17 protein-coding genes and 1 tRNA gene are annotated in these 17,342 nt (G+C 32.3%); 9 read left to right on the plus strand and 9 right to left on the minus strand.

All coding sequences use genetic code 11. The features are described from left to right. Position 1: 1 nt before the first annotated feature. The 3 genes from rplW to rplC are packed head-to-tail and all read right to left on the minus strand — an operon-like array spanning position 2 to position 1,546. Positions 2 to 292 (minus strand): 50S ribosomal protein L23, encoded by a 291-nt coding sequence (rplW, locus tag FBFL15_RS12995; RefSeq protein WP_014085021.1) that lies wholly within the window; start codon positions 290 to 292, stop codon positions 2 to 4. Positions 293 to 299: 7 nt separating this feature from the next. Continuing rightward, a complete protein-coding gene (rplD, locus tag FBFL15_RS13000) occupies positions 300 to 929 on the minus strand; it encodes a 50S ribosomal protein L4 (protein WP_014085022.1) in 630 nt (209 codons plus the stop codon). Then, positions 929 to 1,546, minus strand: a complete 618-nt coding sequence (rplC, locus tag FBFL15_RS13005) for a 50S ribosomal protein L3 (RefSeq protein WP_014085023.1) — start codon at positions 1,544 to 1,546, stop codon at positions 929 to 931. The genes rplD and rplC overlap by 1 nt, the downstream gene beginning before the upstream one ends. A gap of 464 nt (positions 1,547 to 2,010) precedes the next feature. Here rplC and FBFL15_RS17000 point away from each other — a divergent pair, with 464 nt between their 5' ends. Then, positions 2,011 to 2,133: a hypothetical protein gene (locus tag FBFL15_RS17000; RefSeq protein ID WP_262493563.1), complete on the plus strand. Its 123-nt coding sequence runs from the start codon at positions 2,011 to 2,013 to the stop codon at positions 2,131 to 2,133. A gap of 155 nt (positions 2,134 to 2,288) precedes the next feature. Here the strand turns inward: FBFL15_RS17000 and yihA are convergent, their stop codons facing one another. From yihA to FBFL15_RS13025, 3 genes are all read right to left on the minus strand, one after another. Then, the gene (gene yihA / locus FBFL15_RS13015; RefSeq protein ID WP_014085024.1) at positions 2,289 to 2,903 is read right to left on the minus strand and encodes a ribosome biogenesis GTP-binding protein YihA/YsxC; all 615 of its coding nucleotides are present in this window, start codon (positions 2,901 to 2,903) and stop codon (positions 2,289 to 2,291) included. Between the two features lie 27 nt (positions 2,904 to 2,930). Then, complete coding sequence (gene map, locus FBFL15_RS13020) at positions 2,931 to 3,749, minus strand: type I methionyl aminopeptidase (RefSeq protein WP_014085025.1); 819 nt, start codon at positions 3,747 to 3,749, stop codon at positions 2,931 to 2,933. Between the two features lie 119 nt (positions 3,750 to 3,868). Continuing rightward, positions 3,869 to 4,255, minus strand: a complete 387-nt coding sequence (locus FBFL15_RS13025; protein WP_014085026.1) for a DUF983 domain-containing protein — start codon at positions 4,253 to 4,255, stop codon at positions 3,869 to 3,871. Positions 4,256 to 4,320: 65 nt separating this feature from the next. Between FBFL15_RS13025 and FBFL15_RS13030 the strand changes: the two genes are divergently transcribed. Together FBFL15_RS13030 and FBFL15_RS13035 are read left to right on the plus strand one after the other, a co-directional pair. Beyond that, positions 4,321 to 6,231: an ABC-F family ATP-binding cassette domain-containing protein gene (locus tag FBFL15_RS13030; protein ID WP_014085027.1), complete on the plus strand. Its 1,911-nt coding sequence runs from the start codon at positions 4,321 to 4,323 to the stop codon at positions 6,229 to 6,231. A gap of 236 nt (positions 6,232 to 6,467) precedes the next feature. Beyond that, on the plus strand, positions 6,468 to 7,631 hold the full coding sequence (locus FBFL15_RS13035; protein WP_014085028.1) for a GNAT family N-acetyltransferase: 1,164 nt from the start codon (positions 6,468 to 6,470) through the stop codon (positions 7,629 to 7,631). 368 nt (positions 7,632 to 7,999) lie between these two features. Here the strand turns inward: FBFL15_RS13035 and FBFL15_RS13040 are convergent. Then, positions 8,000 to 8,072: transfer RNA gene (locus FBFL15_RS13040), tRNA-Met, on the minus strand. Between the two features lie 119 nt (positions 8,073 to 8,191). Here FBFL15_RS13040 and era point away from each other — a divergent pair. From era to der, 5 genes are all read left to right on the plus strand, one after another. Next, the gene (gene era / locus FBFL15_RS13045) at positions 8,192 to 9,073 is read left to right on the plus strand and encodes a GTPase Era (protein ID WP_014085029.1); all 882 of its coding nucleotides are present in this window, start codon (positions 8,192 to 8,194) and stop codon (positions 9,071 to 9,073) included. A 31-nt stretch (positions 9,074 to 9,104) separates the two neighbouring features. After that, positions 9,105 to 9,704 carry a Crp/Fnr family transcriptional regulator gene (locus FBFL15_RS13050; RefSeq protein ID WP_014085030.1) on the plus strand — a complete coding sequence of 200 codons (600 nt, stop codon included), beginning with the start codon at positions 9,105 to 9,107 and terminating at the stop codon, positions 9,702 to 9,704. 404 nt (positions 9,705 to 10,108) lie between these two features. Then, a complete protein-coding gene (gene hmpA, locus FBFL15_RS13055; protein ID WP_014085031.1) occupies positions 10,109 to 11,305 on the plus strand; it encodes an NO-inducible flavohemoprotein in 1,197 nt (398 codons plus the stop codon). Positions 11,306 to 11,323: 18 nt separating this feature from the next. After that, positions 11,324 to 11,521 carry a DUF2798 domain-containing protein gene (locus FBFL15_RS13060; RefSeq protein WP_014085032.1) on the plus strand — a complete coding sequence of 66 codons (198 nt, stop codon included), beginning with the start codon at positions 11,324 to 11,326 and terminating at the stop codon, positions 11,519 to 11,521. Between the two features lie 134 nt (positions 11,522 to 11,655). Further along, positions 11,656 to 12,966 carry a ribosome biogenesis GTPase Der gene (gene der, locus FBFL15_RS13065; protein ID WP_014085033.1) on the plus strand — a complete coding sequence of 437 codons (1,311 nt, stop codon included), beginning with the start codon at positions 11,656 to 11,658 and terminating at the stop codon, positions 12,964 to 12,966. Between the two features lie 149 nt (positions 12,967 to 13,115). On the opposite strand, the gene FBFL15_RS13070 is transcribed toward der, so the two are convergent. Further along, positions 13,116 to 14,855, minus strand: coding sequence for a fibrobacter succinogenes major paralogous domain-containing protein (locus tag FBFL15_RS13070; RefSeq protein ID WP_014085034.1), 1,740 nt, complete (start codon positions 14,853 to 14,855; stop codon positions 13,116 to 13,118). A 1,438-nt stretch (positions 14,856 to 16,293) separates the two neighbouring features. On the opposite strand from FBFL15_RS13070, the gene FBFL15_RS16555 reads away from it, so the two are divergent. Next, positions 16,294 to 16,842: a helix-turn-helix domain-containing protein gene (locus tag FBFL15_RS16555; RefSeq protein ID WP_158309105.1), complete on the plus strand. Its 549-nt coding sequence runs from the start codon at positions 16,294 to 16,296 to the stop codon at positions 16,840 to 16,842. Positions 16,843 to 16,987: 145 nt separating this feature from the next. Here the strand turns inward: FBFL15_RS16555 and FBFL15_RS13085 are convergent, their stop codons facing one another. Beyond that, entirely contained in the window at positions 16,988 to 17,338 is a 351-nt protein-coding gene (locus tag FBFL15_RS13085; RefSeq protein ID WP_014085036.1) for a YARHG domain-containing protein, read from the minus strand. Positions 17,339 to 17,342 lie beyond the last annotated feature (4 nt).

Below are 17,342 nucleotides of genomic sequence, written 5' to 3' on the forward strand. Positions count from 1 at the left end.
CTTAGATATTGTTGTAAAAATCAATTGATTCTCCTTCTTTTACTTGTACAAATGCTTTTTTCTCTGCATTTGTTTTTCCGCTGATTAAACCACTTTTAGTGTATTTTGTTGTTCTATCTGGTCTTACATTCATCGTGTTTACACTTACAACGCTTACACCATATTTAGCTTCTACTGCTTTTCTGATTTCAACTTTGTTTGCTTTTTTGTTCACGAAAAAACCATAGCGATTCAAAACTTCACTTTCTTTGGTTACTTTTTCAGTTACTATAGGCTTAATTATAATGCTCATTTTCCTATTATTTGCTTAAATTTTCTTCAATTCCTTCTAAAGAACCTTCCAAAAGCACTAAGTTATTAGCGTTCAAAATCGCATAAGTGCTTAATTCTGAATTAGTTACAACACTAGAGGCCTTTAAATTGCGTGAGGACAAATATACATTTTTATTTGAATCTCCCAATACAAATAAAGATTTTTTATTTTCTAACCCTAAAGCTTTCAAAACATTAGTGAAATTTTTAGTGCTTGGAGCTTCAAAACTAAAGTCTTCTACAACAATAATGTTTGATTCTTTGGCTTTGATTGAGAACGCTGATTTTCTAGCCAATCTTTTCAAGTTTTTATTCAATTTGAATGAATAACTTCTTGGTCTTGGTCCAAAAACCGTTCCACCACCTTTAAACAATGGGCTTTTTTTGCTTCCTGCTCTTGCAGTTCCTGTCCCTTTTTGTTTTTTAATTTTACGTGTACTTCCCGCTACTTCTGCTCTTTCTTTGGCTTTGTGCGTTCCTTGACGTTGGTTTGCAAGATATTGCTTTACATCAAGATATACAGCGTGTTTGTTAGGTTCGATTGCGAATACTGAATCAGAAAGTTGTACTTTTCTTCCAGTATCTTTTCCGTTGAAATCTAATACTTTTACTTCCATTACTTCTGAATGATTACGTAAGAGTTTTTACATCCAGGAACGCATCCTTTGATTACAAGTAGGTTCTTTTCAGCTACTACTTTTAAAACTCTAAGGTTTTGAACTTTTACATTTTCTCCTCCCATTCTTCCAGCCATTCGCATTCCTTTGAATACTCGTGATGGATAAGATGAAGCTCCTACAGATCCTGGGGCTCTCAATCGGTTGTGTTGTCCATGTGTAGATTGACCAACACCACCAAATCCGTGACGTTTTACTACCCCTTGAAAACCTTTTCCTTTTGAAACGCCTTGTACATCTACAAACTCGCCTTCTTCAAAAATAGAAACATCTATTAGATCTCCTAATTTTTGTTCGGTTGCAAAATCCTGGAATTCAACGACTTTTTTCTTAGCAACAGTTCCAGCCTTTTTAAAGTGACCTAAAGCCGCTTTGGTGGAATGTTTCTCGTTTTTGTCATCGAAACCAAGTTGCAACGCTTCGTACCCGTCGACCGCTTTGGTTCTGACTTGGGTAACAACGCATGGGCCAGCTTCTATAACGGTACATGGAATGTTTTTTCCATTTTCGTCAAAGATACTGGTCATGCCAATTTTTCTTCCGATTAACCCAGACATATTAAACATTTATTAATTAGATAATTAGAAAAGATGTTACACCTTTTCTTTCGAGCGTGCAAAGATACAATTTATTTTGTAACTACCAAATAATAATTTAAAGTTAATTTTTGTTCTTTCTGATTTTACTGTTTTTTATTAATCTATTCATTTTCAATGGCTTATTTTTTTGTTTTGGAATGGTACTATTTGCGTTTTTTAGGGTTGTTTTTTTGCTTCTTTTATACTTCGATTTGTTTATTTTTTGAATATTTTTTCAGAAATATACATGTAACATGGCTCGATATATTTGTTTTTTTTGAGAATGTTTTGGCTTTGCCACTTTGTGTGGATTGCTGATTGTTTTTTTGGTAAAGTTGTATGTTTTATTGAAAATTGATCTTCAAAATTTGTGGTTGTATTATTTTGTTTGTTGTTGAAGAAAGGGTTTGTTTGATAAACGGGGTGCCCTAGCCCAGATTGTAATGAAAAGTACGAGAATCCAAAAGGGATTTTTTGTTGCTACAAAAGAGCGACCAGCGGAAGCTCCTTTTGTGGCAAACAAAAAACCCTTTTGGATGGAGGACTTGAAATGGAAAGCTGGATGAGCTCCTATTGATTTGAAATGGGTCATTATACCAAATATGGTATTTATTAGGTATAAGTTCAATATTTTTTGGTGGATGGGATGGTGTATTGACTACTTTTTGCCTTGGTTTATACTATTTTTGATGCGGGTTTTATAGTTAAGGTGGTTGATGTTTTAGAAATCGTTGCCAAAAACGTCTTTGTTTACGGCTTCAATATAGTTTAAAACGGTTTCTTTGCCTGTGGCATCAAGCGAGGAGGTGATGAAATGTTGTGGCATTTCGGTCCAATTGTTTTTTATCATGGCTTTTTTGTAGGCCGCAATATTGGAGTCTATTTTGGTTTTGCTTAGTTTGTCGGCTTTGGTAAAAATGATACAGAAAGGGATTTCGCTTTCGCCCATGTAGCTCATGAATTCTATGTCGATGTTTTGTGCTTCAAGCCTGATGTCTATCAATACGAAGGCACAAACGAGTTGTTGTCTTTTTTCGAAATAATCGGTTATGAATTGTTGAAAAACTGATTTGGTTTTTTTGGATACTCGGGCATATCCGTAGCCTGGCAAATCGACCAAAAACCAATTGTTGTTGATTTTGAAATGGTTGATTAGTTGTGTTTTTCCTGGTTTGCCCGATGTTTTGGCTAAATTTTTATGGTTGGTAAGCATGTTGATTAACGATGATTTGCCTACATTTGACCTCCCAATAAAGGCATATTCTGGCAAAAATTCGGCAGGGCATTTGCTTACATCTGAATTGCTAATAATAAATTCGGCCGTAGTGATTTTCATTTTTTTGAAGCTTTGATTAATTTATAATTAGACTAAAAGCGGATTTTGACGAAATTCATCTTCTTCGTTGCTTACAATTCCAAGGGCTTCATATACATATTTGAAGGTTGAAAGGAGTTCTGGTTTGCCGTTTATGATGGCTACATCGTGTTCAAAATGAGCACTGGGTTTGCCGTCTGCTGTTAGGATTGTCCAACCGTCTTTGAGCTGTTTGACGTTGCGGGTGCCCAAATTGATCATGGGTTCTATGGCTACCACCATACCTTCTACAAATAATTTGCCTTTGCCACGCTTGCCGTAATTGGGCATTTCTGGTGCTTCGTGCATTTTTTGACCAACGCCATGCCCTACTAATTCTCGGACTACACCGTAGCCATGCGATTCGCAGTAGTTTTGAATTGCGGCTCCTACATCGCCTACCCTATTGCCAGCTTTGAACTGTTTGATGCCTATGTATAAACTTTCTTTGGTAATTTGCAATAATTTTTTGACTTCTGGAGCTACTTCGCCAATTTCAAATGAGTAAGCATGATCCCCATGAAAGCCATTTTTATAAGCACCACAATCTACAGAAATGACATCGCCATTTTGAAGTGGTTTGTTGTTTGGGATGCCGTGAACTACTTGAGCATTTGGACTCATACACAAAGAGTTAGGAAAGCCATATAGTCCTAAAAAACTAGGAACAGCTCCATGATCGCGGATAAACTCTTCGGCTCTTTTGTCTAAATATAAGGTGGTTACTCCTTCTTTGATTTCTGTTGCTATCATCCCTAATGTTTTAGAAACAATTAGGGCACTTTCTCGCATCAACTCAATTTGTTCTCGTGATTTTTGGACTATCATCTACAATAGATTTATTTTTTTGAAGTTGCAAAAATACATTTTTTTTGTAGATTAAACAATAGTTTCAAAAGTCGTATCGAGAACAATTTAAGCAATGTAATGTTTAATAGCAACATAAATTATTTGTTGCTTTCGTATTTTTTATCATATTTTATAAAAATATTGATATAAATATTACGAGCCATTCTGGCAATCATTGGAAATGACAAAACTAAAACACCTATAATGGTGAAAAAACTTTGCATTTGTGATAAATTTAAAAAATAATAAGCAATAATAAAAGTAGCTATGCCTACTGCTACATTTAAACCATAACTTACATACATGGCACCGTAGAAAAATGAAGGCTCTATTTGATATTGCAAACCACAATGGCTGCAATTGTCGTTCATTTTTAAAATATTTGAAAAATGTAGTAGGTTTTTATCTACATACATATTTTCTTTTTGACATTGTGGACAAGTTCCTGTAAAAATACTATATAATTTGGATCCTTTTTTTAACATTTGCATAAATTTTTAGCAAAGGTACGTAATTGTATTTTTTGAATTGTAACAATAGTCACATAATTATGTTAAACATACACAATTTATCGGTTTCGTTTGGTGGAACTTACTTATTTGAAGAAGTAACTTTTAGAATGGGTGCAGGCGATCGAGTGGGTCTGGTAGGGAAAAATGGTGCAGGAAAATCGACCATGCTGAAGATATTGGCCAAAGACATTGCCCCCGACTCTGGTAGTATTGCCACGGAGAAAGAAGTTCGGATTGGTTTTTTACGTCAAGATATTGATTTTGAACGAGGTAGAACTGTTTTGGAAGAGGCTTATCAGGCATTTACAGATATTAAAGAAGTAGAGCGAAAACTAGAAGAGGTAAACCACCAATTGGTTAGCCGAACAGATTATGAGAGCGAGGCATATTCGCAAATTATTGAAGAACTTTCAGATTTAACCCATCGGTTTGAATTATTAGGAGGCTATAATTATGTGGGCGATACCGAAAAAATATTGTTGGGATTGGGTTTTAAACGGGAGGTGTTTAACAATCAAACCGAAACTTTTTCGGGTGGATGGCGAATGCGAATTGAGTTGGCCAAATTGTTGTTGCAGTCCAACGACATTTTATTGCTGGACGAACCCACAAACCACTTGGACATAGAAAGTATCATTTGGCTCGAAAATTTTTTGCGTAGCTATCCTGGTGTAGTGGTCATTGTTTCGCACGATAAAATGTTTTTGGATAATGTAACAAACCGTACTATCGAAATTTCGCTGGGCAAAGCGTATGATTTTAACAAACCTTATTCGCAATATTTAGAATTGCGACATGAAATAAGAGAAAAACAATTGGCTACTCAAAAAAACCAGCAGAAAAAAATTGAGGAAACCGAAAAATTGATAGAAAAATTTAGGGCCAAAGCTTCGAAAGCCTCTATGGCACAATCGTTGATAAAAAAATTGGATAAAGTGGAGCGAATTGAGGTTGATGAAGACGACAATTCGGTTATGAATATTGCCTTTCCATTGTCGAAAGTACCAGGAAAAGTGGTTGTAGAGGCAGAGAATGTTGGCAAAAGTTATGGCGATAAAATTATTTTGGAAAACATCAATCTTTTAGTAGAACGGGGCAGCAAAATTGCCTTTGTTGGCCAAAACGGACAAGGCAAATCTACGTTTATCAAAGCAATTGTCGATGAATTTGAATATACAGGAACTATCAAACTGGGGCACAATGTACAATTGGGGTATTTTGCGCAAAATCAGGCCGAATATTTAGATGGCGAAATAACTTTGCTCCAAACCATGGAAGATGCCGCAACGGATACCAACAGAAGTAAAGTTCGGGATATGTTGGGGTCGTTTTTGTTTAGAGGCGACGATGTGGAAAAAAAGGTAAAAGTACTTTCTGGTGGCGAACGTAATCGATTGGCTTTGTGCAAATTACTACTCCAACCCATCAACGTATTGCTAATGGACGAACCCACAAACCATTTGGACATCAAGTCTAAAAACGTGTTGAAAGCCGCTTTACAAAAATTTGAAGGCACCTTATTATTAGTGTCGCACGATAGGGATTTTTTGCAAGGAATGTCAAATATTGTGTATGAATTTAAAGATCAAAAAATAAAAGAATACCTTGGCGATATCAACTATTTTTTGGAGCAACGCAATTTGGAAAATATGCGTGAAGTGGAGAAAAAAGAAGAAATCAAGCGTGAAACTCCAAAAGAAAATAATAAGGTTTCGTATGAAGATCAAAAAAAGAGCAAAGCATTACAAAATAAATTGAGTAAAATAGAAAGTCAAATTCAGCAATTGGAAAAAGACATTCAAAACGACGACAAAGCATTGGCTTCTAATTATGATAAACATGTTGAAGATGCCCATTTTTTTACGGCATATCATAAAAAGAAAAAAGAATTGGACGACCTATTAGTACAATGGGAAATGGTACAAGAGGAATTAGACAGTTTTAGCTAAAAAAATTTCTTTATAACACCTAAAAAGCCGTGGTGCCCCTTATTTCTATGATTTGATATGCCAAAGTTTTGTGCTGTGCAATCTATACTTTAGGTCAAATGAATAAAAAATGGTTTTAAGTATTGAAAAAAATTAAGGTACAATAAAGCTATTAATTCATAGAACTACAAATGTTGTTTATTTATTGACTATAAAATCCTAATCTGGCAAAAATTGAAAGTTAAACAAAAATAAAGATGGAAAAATCAAACCAATGGACTTTCAAAATGTATCAATACACCTCCGAACTCCCTTCAGAATGGGATGCATTGGGGCAACACAATATTTTTTTGTCCAAAAAATATTTAAAAGTATTAGAACAATCGGCACCCGATAATATGAAATGTCATTTTTTTGGATTTTTTCAAAACAACCTTTTAGTAGGTATTGCCTTGGCTCAATATGTTGATTTGAATCAATTAAAATCCTTTGGAGATAGAGACCAATGCTTAAAAAAAAGTATTCGCAATTTTATTTTCAAACATTTTAGTTCGCATGTATTGTTTATGGGCAATAACATGCTCACGGGGCAACATGCGTTTTATTTTTCGGCAACAATCCCGTTGAGCGAAGGCTTGTATTGGCTGAGGCAAGCATCGGAAATGCTCATCAAAAATTATCTTAAAAAAGGTGTTGCCATTCATTTAACATCATTTAAAGATTTTGATAAAGAAACTATAGAACAATTTGATACAACATTATATAAAGATTATTTTGTTTTTTCGACCCAACCAAACATGGTTTTTGAAATTCCCGTACAATGGCAATCAATAGAGGATTATACTGCCTCGTTGAGTAAAAAATATAGAGATCAATACAAAAGAGCTAGAAAAAAAGCAACGGGTATAACAAAATTACAACTGGATTTTGAGGCCATTAAGGCACATGAACCCGCTATCCATAATTTATATGAGCATGTAGCACAAAATGCTCCTTTCAATACTTTTTTTTTGGCATCAAATCATTTTAGCAATTTGAAACAAAATTTAGGCGATTGTTTTTTGTTTTATGGCTATTTTTTAGACGGTCATTTAATTGGCTTCAATACATTGATTCAAAACAATCAACACATCGATACGTATTTTTTAGGGTACAACCAGCATATTCAAAAAGATAAAATGCTGTATTTAAACATGTTATATGACATGTTGGGGTATTCTATCAAGCATCAATTTCAAAAAGTAATTTTTTCAAGAACGGCTTTAGAAATCAAAAGTGCTGTTGGTGCAAAACCCGTAACCGTATTTGGATTAATCAAGCACGAAAACAAATGGATCAATTATTTGATGCCACGACTATTTGATTTTTTAGAGCCTAAAACCATTTGGAACGAACGCAACCCTTTTAAGGAATCATTATAATGGGCGATTTTACACATGTGTTTGATATAAATAACAATACCTTCTCTGCCTTATAGAATTTTTTTGAAAAATTTAAGTTGTAGTAATACCAAATATACCTATAAAATAGTCCAATCTATTGGTTCTTTTTTGCTAAAATGAGTCAAAAAAAATAGTTCCGTAGCCCAGCTATGCAACGATTTTTTTTTAAAATTTTTTCTAAAAAATAACTACGCATCTTTGGACTATTTTATAAATATATTTGGTATAATTTACAGGATTTATAGTATTTTGTATGAATTATAAATACATTTTAGTATAGCTCAACTTGGTAAGTGATGTAAACAAAAAAACCCTTTCAAATTTAGAAAGGGTTTTTTACTATGTAGTAGCGGGAACAGGACTCGAACCTGTGACCTTCGGGTTATGAGCCCGACGAGCTGCCTACTGCTCTATCCCGCGTTGTTTCGAGTGCAAATATACAACCTTTATTTGATTGTGCAAGCTAAAAAAGAAAAAAAATGTTTATTTTTTCTATTCACTTGATATGCTTACCTTTGTGGACATAAAAAAAAATTAAAATGTCGCATAAAGCAGGTTTTGTAAATATTATAGGAAACCCAAATGTTGGGAAATCCACTTTGATGAATGCCTTTGTAGGCGAAAGACTTTCAATTATTACATCAAAAGCACAAACTACACGTCATCGTATATTAGGAATTGTAAATGGAGACGATTTTCAATTGATACTTTCAGACACTCCCGGGATTATTAAACCCGCTTATGAAATGCAGGAATCGATGATGAATTTTGTTAAATCGGCTTTTGAAGATGCTGATATATTGATATATATGGTAGAAATTGGTGAGCAAGAATTAAAGGACGATGCTTTTTTTAATAAAATTATTCATTCAAAAATTCCCGTATTGTTGTTGCTCAATAAAATCGACCAATCAAATCAAGAAGTTTTAGAACAACAAGTGGCCTTTTGGAGCGAAAAAGTGCCTAATGCAGAAATTTTTCCTATTTCGGCCCTTCAAAATTTTAATGTTCCCGAAGTTTTTCAACGCATCATTTCGCTATTGCCAGAATCGCCCGCATATTATCCAAAAGACCAATTGACCGATAAACCTGAACGTTTTTTTGTAAACGAAACCATTCGTGAAAAAATTCTATTAAATTACAGCAAAGAAATCCCTTATGCCGTAGAGATAGTAACCGAAGAGTTTATAGAAAACGATACCATCATTCGTATTCGATCGGTAATTATGGTAGAACGAGATACACAAAAAGGTATTATTATTGGGCACAAAGGTGCCGCCTTGAAAAAGGTTGGAATGGAAGCTCGTGCCGATTTAGAACTGTTTTTTGGTAAACAAATTCACATAGAACTATATGTAAAAGTAAACAAAAATTGGCGAAGTAATGCTACTATGCTGAAACGATTTGGGTATAATATGTAATAAATAAAAAAGAATAGTTAAAAATAAAAGTATGATAGATGAATCTTTGTTATACCATTATCATGCCGTAAAACTGTATATTGCAAAGGGTGAATTTGTATTTTTGGAAGGCAATAAGGCTTTGTATTATTTTCAAATAGGCAAAGGACAAATAAAAATGAATAATTTTAACGAACAAGGAAGGGAGTTTATACAAGGTATTTTTGTAAAAGGCGACTCATTTGGAGAACCTCCATTGTTTTTAAATAAAAGTTATCCCGCAAATGCTGTTGCGCTGTCTAATGTGGAACTTATTCGGATAAAAAAAAATGATTTTGAAAAATTATTACTTGATAATCCAATACAAAATTTACAAATATTAAAAAACTTATCTAAAAGAATATATTACAAATCATTGATGTCAAATGAAATTGCTTCGCAAGATGCAGAACATCGAATATTGAAACTTTTAGATTATTATAAAGAAAGTTTTTCGCATCAAACTGGTAATGAAGACAAACAATGGGTAGATTTGACAAGACAACAAATTGCTGATTTGACGGGGCTTCGTGTGGAAACAGTGATACGGAATATTAAAAATTTAGAAAAGAAAAGTGAGCTTATGATCAAAAAAGGCAAAGTGTTTCGCTGATGTTATATTTGTTAAACAAATAATAACACCAAATATACATATAAAATAGTCCAATATACTAGTTCTTTTTTGCTAAAATGAGTCAAAAAAAATAGTTCAGTAGCCCAGCTATGCAACGATTTTTTTTGAAAATTTTCTCTAAAAAATAACTACGCATCTTTGGACTATTTTATAACTATATTTGGTATAATATAAACAAAAACCAGCATTTATATATAAGATATTTTGCCAATAAATCGCAAACCATCATCCTATTATTTTTAATATCTAATATTAATCTTAAAAAATTGAATTGCCTTTTTTAGATTATGATTTGGGTCATAATTTGAAGCCATATAGCAGTTGTAAATTTGCCAAAAAGCTACATCAAGTAGTTTGCAATTTTAATTTATAACAAAATTTATATGACTTTAGATCAAAAAAACCTCATCAAATCCACTATTCCGATATTGAGAACAAATGGAATAGCGCTTACTAAATATTTTTACAAAAGAATGTTTGAACACAATCCAGAGTTACAATCAGTGTTCAATATGGGAAATCAAGCAAATGGCAAACAACAAACAGCGTTGGCCTATGCTGTTTTAGCCTATGCCGAACATATTGATAACCCAAGTGTTTTAATTTCTGCATTGCAAAATATAGGTCAAAAACATGTTAGTTTGAATATCAAACCAGAGCAATATCAAATTGTTGGTCGACATCTAATAGCTTCAATAAGTGAAGTTTTAGGTACAGGTGCTTCAAAAGAGTTATTAGATGCTTGGACTCAAGCTTATTTTGAATTGGCTCGTATTATGATAGACCTAGAACAACAAATGTATAACCAGAATTTGACTAAAACCGGTGGTTGGATAGGTTGGCGTGCATTTGAAATTCGTATAATAGAAACTACGTCATCTGAAATAAAATCCTTTTATTTATATCCGGTAGATGGCAAGCCAATAGCTTCATTTTTAGCAGGTCAGTTTATAAGTATTCAAATTGAAATTCCTGATCTCAATATTTTGCAGCCAAGACAATATAGTCTATCTAGCGTATATCATCCAGATTATTATAGAATTTCTATAAAAAAAGAATATGCTGAAAATGCTTTGGGCATGGTATCCAATGCTATGCACCTCAAACAACAAGGCGATATTGTTTTGTTATCTTCGCCTATGGGAACATTTAATGTAGATTTAGAAAATAAAAATCCATTAGTTTTAATAAGTGGTGGTGTTGGGATCACTCCACTATACAGTATGTTGCAAGCTAATCAACAAAATCAGCAAAACAAAACCATTTTCATACATGGATGCCGAAACATTGATGTTCAAGCTTTTAAAAATGAATTAAGCCAACTTCAATTACATGCCTCATGGTTGCAAACGTACTTTTTTTATGAAAGTATATTAGGTACCGAAACAAATATCAATACTTTTCAAGGAAGGATTGATTTATCTATTTGTAAAGAGGCTATTTTATTAGAAAATGCACAATATTATATTTGTGGTCCAGAACAATTTATAACACACCATTATAACCATTTAATCCAACTAAAAGTAAATAAAAATCAAATATTTTTTGAGCAATTTGGCCCTCAAACTATTTCTTTTTAAAATAGTAAAATTTAGAAAATGGTTAAAATTTTAAAAAAAATAAAAGATCATCCATTAAAGTATAATGTAATTTCAACTGCAATCATCACACTTGTATTAACGTTGATCAACAATTCTGGAACTGCCGATTTTGTTTGTAATTGGTTAAAATCATGGTGTATAGCAAGTACAATATCTATCCTATTATCTGTTACTATATTAAAAATAAAAAAATAAAATTTACTTTACAAACTTTTGCCTTGACAATGTAATCCTGATTTGCTTTAAGATACAAAAGTGTATTTCTAATCAAAAATCTTTCAAAACCAAATATTAACACTAACTTTGCCCGATAATTGAATATAGAATATATGAATAACATTGTTGCCATAGTAGGAAGACCAAATGTAGGGAAATCAACATTATTTAACAGGTTGATTAAAAGAAGAGAAGCAATTGTAGATTCGGTTTCGGGAGTAACCCGAGATCGAAATTATGGAAAGAGCGAATGGAATGGAAAAGAATTTTCTGTAATAGACACTGGTGGATACATTCGTGGTTCTGATGATGTTTTTGAAGGCGAAATTCGTAAGCAAGTAGAGCTGGCCATAGACGAGGCCGATGTCATTATATTTGTAGTAGATGTAGAAGAAGGCATTACTCCAATGGACGAAGCCGTGGCAAAATTATTACGCAAAGTAACCAAACCCGTATTGCTTGCCGTAAACAAAGTGGACAACGCCATGCGAGAAAAAGATGCCATTGAGTTTTACAATCTTGGATTGGGCGAATACTATACTTTTGCTAGTATTTCTGGAAGTGGCACTGGCGATTTGTTAGATGCCTTGATACAAGCTTTTCCAGAAAAACCAGCACCTAGTTTGGAAGACATTGAACTACCTCGATTTGCCGTTGTTGGCCGACCAAATGCTGGAAAATCAAGTTTTATAAATGCCCTTATTGGCAAAGACAGGTATATTGTAACAGATATTGCTGGTACAACTCGAGATGCCATAGACACCAAATTTGATCGATTTGGGTTTGAATTCAATTTGGTTGATACTGCTGGAATCCGACGAAAAGCCAAGGTAAAAGAAGATTTAGAATTTTATTCTGTAATGCGTTCCGTTAGAGCCATAGAACATGCCGATGTGTGCCTTTTGATTATTGATGCTACCCGAGGTTTTGAAGGACAAGATCAAAGTATTTTTTGGCTTGCCGAAAAAAACAGAAAAGGGGTAATCATTCTTGTAAACAAATGGGATTTGGTAGAAAAAGATACCATGAGCACCCGAGATTATGAAGCAAAAATTCGCAAAGAAATCATGCCTTTTACAGATGTACCTATCCTTTTTGTGTCGGCACTAACCAAACAGCGATTGTTAAAAGCTTTAGAAGCAACCGTGGCAGTATTTGAAAGCAGAAAACAACGGATACCAACCTCAAAATTTAATGAGTACATGCTTAAAGTGATAGAGGGTTACCCGCCTCCCGCTTTAAAAGGTAAATATGTGAAAATCAAATATTGTATGCAACTTCCAACACCAACACCTCAGTTTGTATTTTTTGCCAATTTACCTCAATATGTAAAAGAGCCCTACAAACGGTTTTTAGAAAATAAAATTCGTGAAAACTGGGACTTTTCTGGTGTACCAATTGATATTTATATTCGTGAAAAATAAATAAATAAAAAAAGCGTTAGGTAATAAACCTAACGCTTTTTTAATTAATTAAACTTAAAATAAAAAGATAATCTTACTATGAAAATAAATGTTACTATAAGGTAGTTTAGAATATTAAATGGTTTTTTAAAATCATTTGTGTTGAACCATTAATAATCTTTTATACAACGAACTGTAAAGCCCATACCTTTTCTCCAGTTACTTTCCCCTGTAGTTGTCCAGAAAAATCTATATTTTTGATCTCCTCCCACACCAGTTGTAGTAGCCGACATATAATGACCTAAATTAGATTGATTTGCGAATGAACCATCACCATTATTTCTTTGTCCTGGTTGGGTCAATTTCAGGGTTGAGTTGTATGCTTCAGTAATACTAGTTGCTGAAATGGCAGTACTAAAATTTGCCCACTCAACAATAGTTGGTAGTCTATATCCCTCTGGACAAGGGTTGTTTGTACCCCATTCCGTTTTCCATAACGATTCATCCGAAGTGGATCTCCAGTCGCCAGCAGTTGTAATAAACGAAGCGTGTGTTGGGGTATTTGTTGCAGTAGCATTTGTAGTATTGTTTACTGGTGTTGCCGTGGTTCCTCCTGTCCAAGTGATTAACTCATGACCATCTGGTTTTCTACCCCACTGAAAAAAACTACCAAAGGCTAAAAAATCATTTTTCCCAGTGGCTTGCTTGGTTGGATTGAAACTAGCGTGTCCATTTTTGGCATAATGTGCCCCTAGGTTATTGTTTAACCATGTTTTACCGTCTGCACCAGTTACTGGAAAATAGATGAATTTGTGTGAATTAGCATCGCCGGTATTGTCAGCAATGCCATACATCTTATCTAAAATACCTCCTGTAACATTTAAAATAATATTTCCAACATTTGACCCATTAAACATAAACGGAATGGTTACAATATTTTCTTTTCCTCCAAATAATAATTTTTTAGCATTGTAACTTCCATCTCCATCTACTGTAATGGTTACAAGAATTGTTCCCGATGAACCAAAAGTTCCTGCTGGATAGCTAAAGCTAAAACCATTGCTATCGCCACCTTCGCCCGTACTACCCGTAACAACTGAACTTGTGTAAGCATCATAACTTCCTGATCCCGAAGTATAAGGCACTTTTATAGTAATTTTATTTGAAGCATTATCTACAACACCTTGCATATCTACAAGAGGAGTTCCGTCTTTAACTGAAATTACATTCTCCGACCTTGGTAATGAAAAAGTTGCTGTACCATTTATTACATTAACAGTTTTATTACAACTCAATGATAATTTAGACCAAGTACCTTTTAAAGTACCTGTTGCAGTTGGTGTACCTGTAATTGGATAGGTTACAATAGTAGAAGCACCACTCGTTAGTGTAATAGTACCCGCTGAAATAGCAACGGGAGAAGCAGTAGGTGTGCCAACTGTTAATGCTGGACTAGACGTAGCAATACCAGATAATACTAAATCTGCAGAACCAATGGCAATAGTGGCTGTACTAAAGGAGTCATTAGATATTTTAACTGTATAAGTTCCTGCTATAGAGCTGTTCTTCATATAAGTACCCGTTACAAAACCATTACACACTGCCGACACTGAAAAAGTCGGTGCATCAACGCCGCCTATACATTCCCATACTGGTAAAGCCGTTGTTCCATTGTTTACTTGTAAACACCCCGCTCCAGAGTCACAATCTGTACAATAAATTAGTAAGCCGTTTGCAGGAGTTGCAATACCATCCCTATTTGATTGTGTCATTCTAGGTGGTAAAAAACCTTTGCTCGTTGATTTAACATCCAATATTGAACTAACATCTGGATTTGTAGTCCCAATCCCTACCTGTGCTATACTCGAAAAAGTAGCTGTAAAGATTAAAAAAGTTAATAATTTTTTCATGTTTTAAAAATTTTAAGAATTATTTTTTTTATCTTGATTCGTTGTCCCTTACCAACATTTTTCTTTTTATCAAACTATCCTTAATAAGGGTTAAGGATTTTATGTTTTTTATAATTTCAAATTTTATTTAAAAAAAGAAATCGTGTTCATACCTGTTGGGCGAATTTCCTTAAAATCCTTATCAATTATTTAGATTTTCATCTATCCAATTGCAAGTACAACACGATGATTATTCTTTCTTACGTTCCTTTTATTTTGTGCAAAACTGCAAAATTTAATGAAATGAAATATTTGAATTAAAATGAATAAATCATTTCATTTTAATCATTTTAAAAATTCATTTTAAAAATTCATTTTAAAATATTTCCTTTATACTAGGTTACGGGAGTACATATTTTTAAAATAAAATAAGTAATGATTTTATAAATTTCATTGGAAATATTGAAATTCATTGGTTTTTTAGGAAATTTCATTGAGGTAAAAAATAATAACAATCTATGTTAATGCAATCTATGATGCTACAATTTCATTTAATCATAGTAAATAAAGCTACAATAACATTATATTTATTAAAAAATATACGTTTTAAAAATGTAAGAATTGTTTTTTTGCAATTATTTTTTAAAAAAAATAGAATATATCGATATAAAGCAAATTTAATCGAACAACTACACATTGTATCTCCGTATTGGTGCTTTTTATCAAAAAAAAGGTAAATATTGCGTTTTAATAAAATGTGTATGGCAAATCAACTACCACAATAACCCTGATTAAAATATAATTATTTTATGCTAAAATTTGTTAAAATAATTTATCTTTGCATAATTAAATGATATCAAAAATATTTAATTTATAATTATTTTTAAAATGATATTCGATATTTCAAATTTGATTTTTTAATCAAACCGCTGATAATCAAACATATAAAGAAATGAAATTATTAAAAATTTAAATATTATTAAAAATGGAAGCCCTTAAAAAAAAAATCAAAACCATCTTTATTATTTATTTTACGATAATTATACCTTTTTTATTTATTAACGCCATCCTTTACCACTTGTTTGGAGTTAATTTTTATGCTATTGCTTATTTATTTTTTGCATTCTTCAATATCATATTTTTATTTAATTTACTTTATTTGCCTTTTGAAGTTATACAACATTTTAAAAAACTGTATTTAAATTTAACTATTCTATTTACTTTTTGTGTAACATTCTTTTATATTAAATCTACTGTATATTTATTATTGTGGCATTTTTTAATCACATTTGGTGTGTATATTTTTTTTCGAAAAAAATATTTCATAAAGTGGGTCAGAGTTGTTTTATTGCTACTTGTATGCAATTTTATAATAATCCAATTTGACGATTTTTTTCATTTCAATCAAAAATATTATAAATTACCGGACGAAACCTCTTATTTATATATCTATTTCACTTTGAATTCTTTCATATTTACAATATCTTGCATAATAATATTATTTATTTTACAAAGTTATTATTCAAAATTAAATAATTTAAAATCCAACACTCCAGACAACGCAATACCAAATGATGGTAATGATACAACTTTATTCGAACAAAAAATAATAATAGATAATAACCATGATGATGATAATGATGATGAATTTAATAATTTATTTGAAAAAATAAAAAATGTGGTTGAAAAAGACAAGCTTTTTTTAGATAATGAATTGTCTATTAATAATATAGCAAAAAAAATAAACACTAATATTTCTTACATATCTAAGGCGATAAATATTAAGACAGGTGAGAATTTTAATAATTTTATCAATCAATACAGGATTCATTATTTTAAGGAATTGCTAAAAAAGAAAGACAATGATTCGTATAAACTGAAGTACTTATATTCCGAATCGGGTTTTAAAAACCAATCCACATTTAATAAAGCTTTCAAAAAAATAGAAAATAAAACCCCATCTGAATACATTAAAATGTATTTTGATCGAGATGTTGCATTTGATTAATTGAAAACGAATATTAAATCAGAAAAAAAATGGACTATTTGTATATTTTTTTATATATAAAAAAATATTGTTTATTTAAACAATTATAATAAAAAAAGACCAACTGAAAACTAACAGTTGGTCTTTTTATTTTTGGCTTTTATAGTTACTCTCGTTTTTTTATAAATGCAATATTCTTTTTTTCATAAGTATTCAAAAAGCCATCAACATTTTCATATTGTGCATGATACCATGATTGATTGTTAAAATAACGGTTCATATCATCTGTTTTAAAAACATAGCCATAGCGGGCATAAATTTCATTTCTCATGATTTTCAAATCCCATTTTGTAAGCCCCCTTACGTCTGCAAAAGTCAGCAAACGGGTGGATGCTTCTGGATAAATCCCTGGCAAATGCGAACGGTTTTGCTCAATTCTTGGAGCGTGTTTTTGGGCAAGAGCCACATTTGAGACCAACAACGTTAGCCCTACTACAAAATATACAATACGTGTCATTTTC

The sequence above is a fragment of the Flavobacterium branchiophilum FL-15 genome, from assembly GCF_000253275.1.
GTDB lineage: Bacteria > Bacteroidota > Bacteroidia > Flavobacteriales > Flavobacteriaceae > Flavobacterium > Flavobacterium branchiophilum.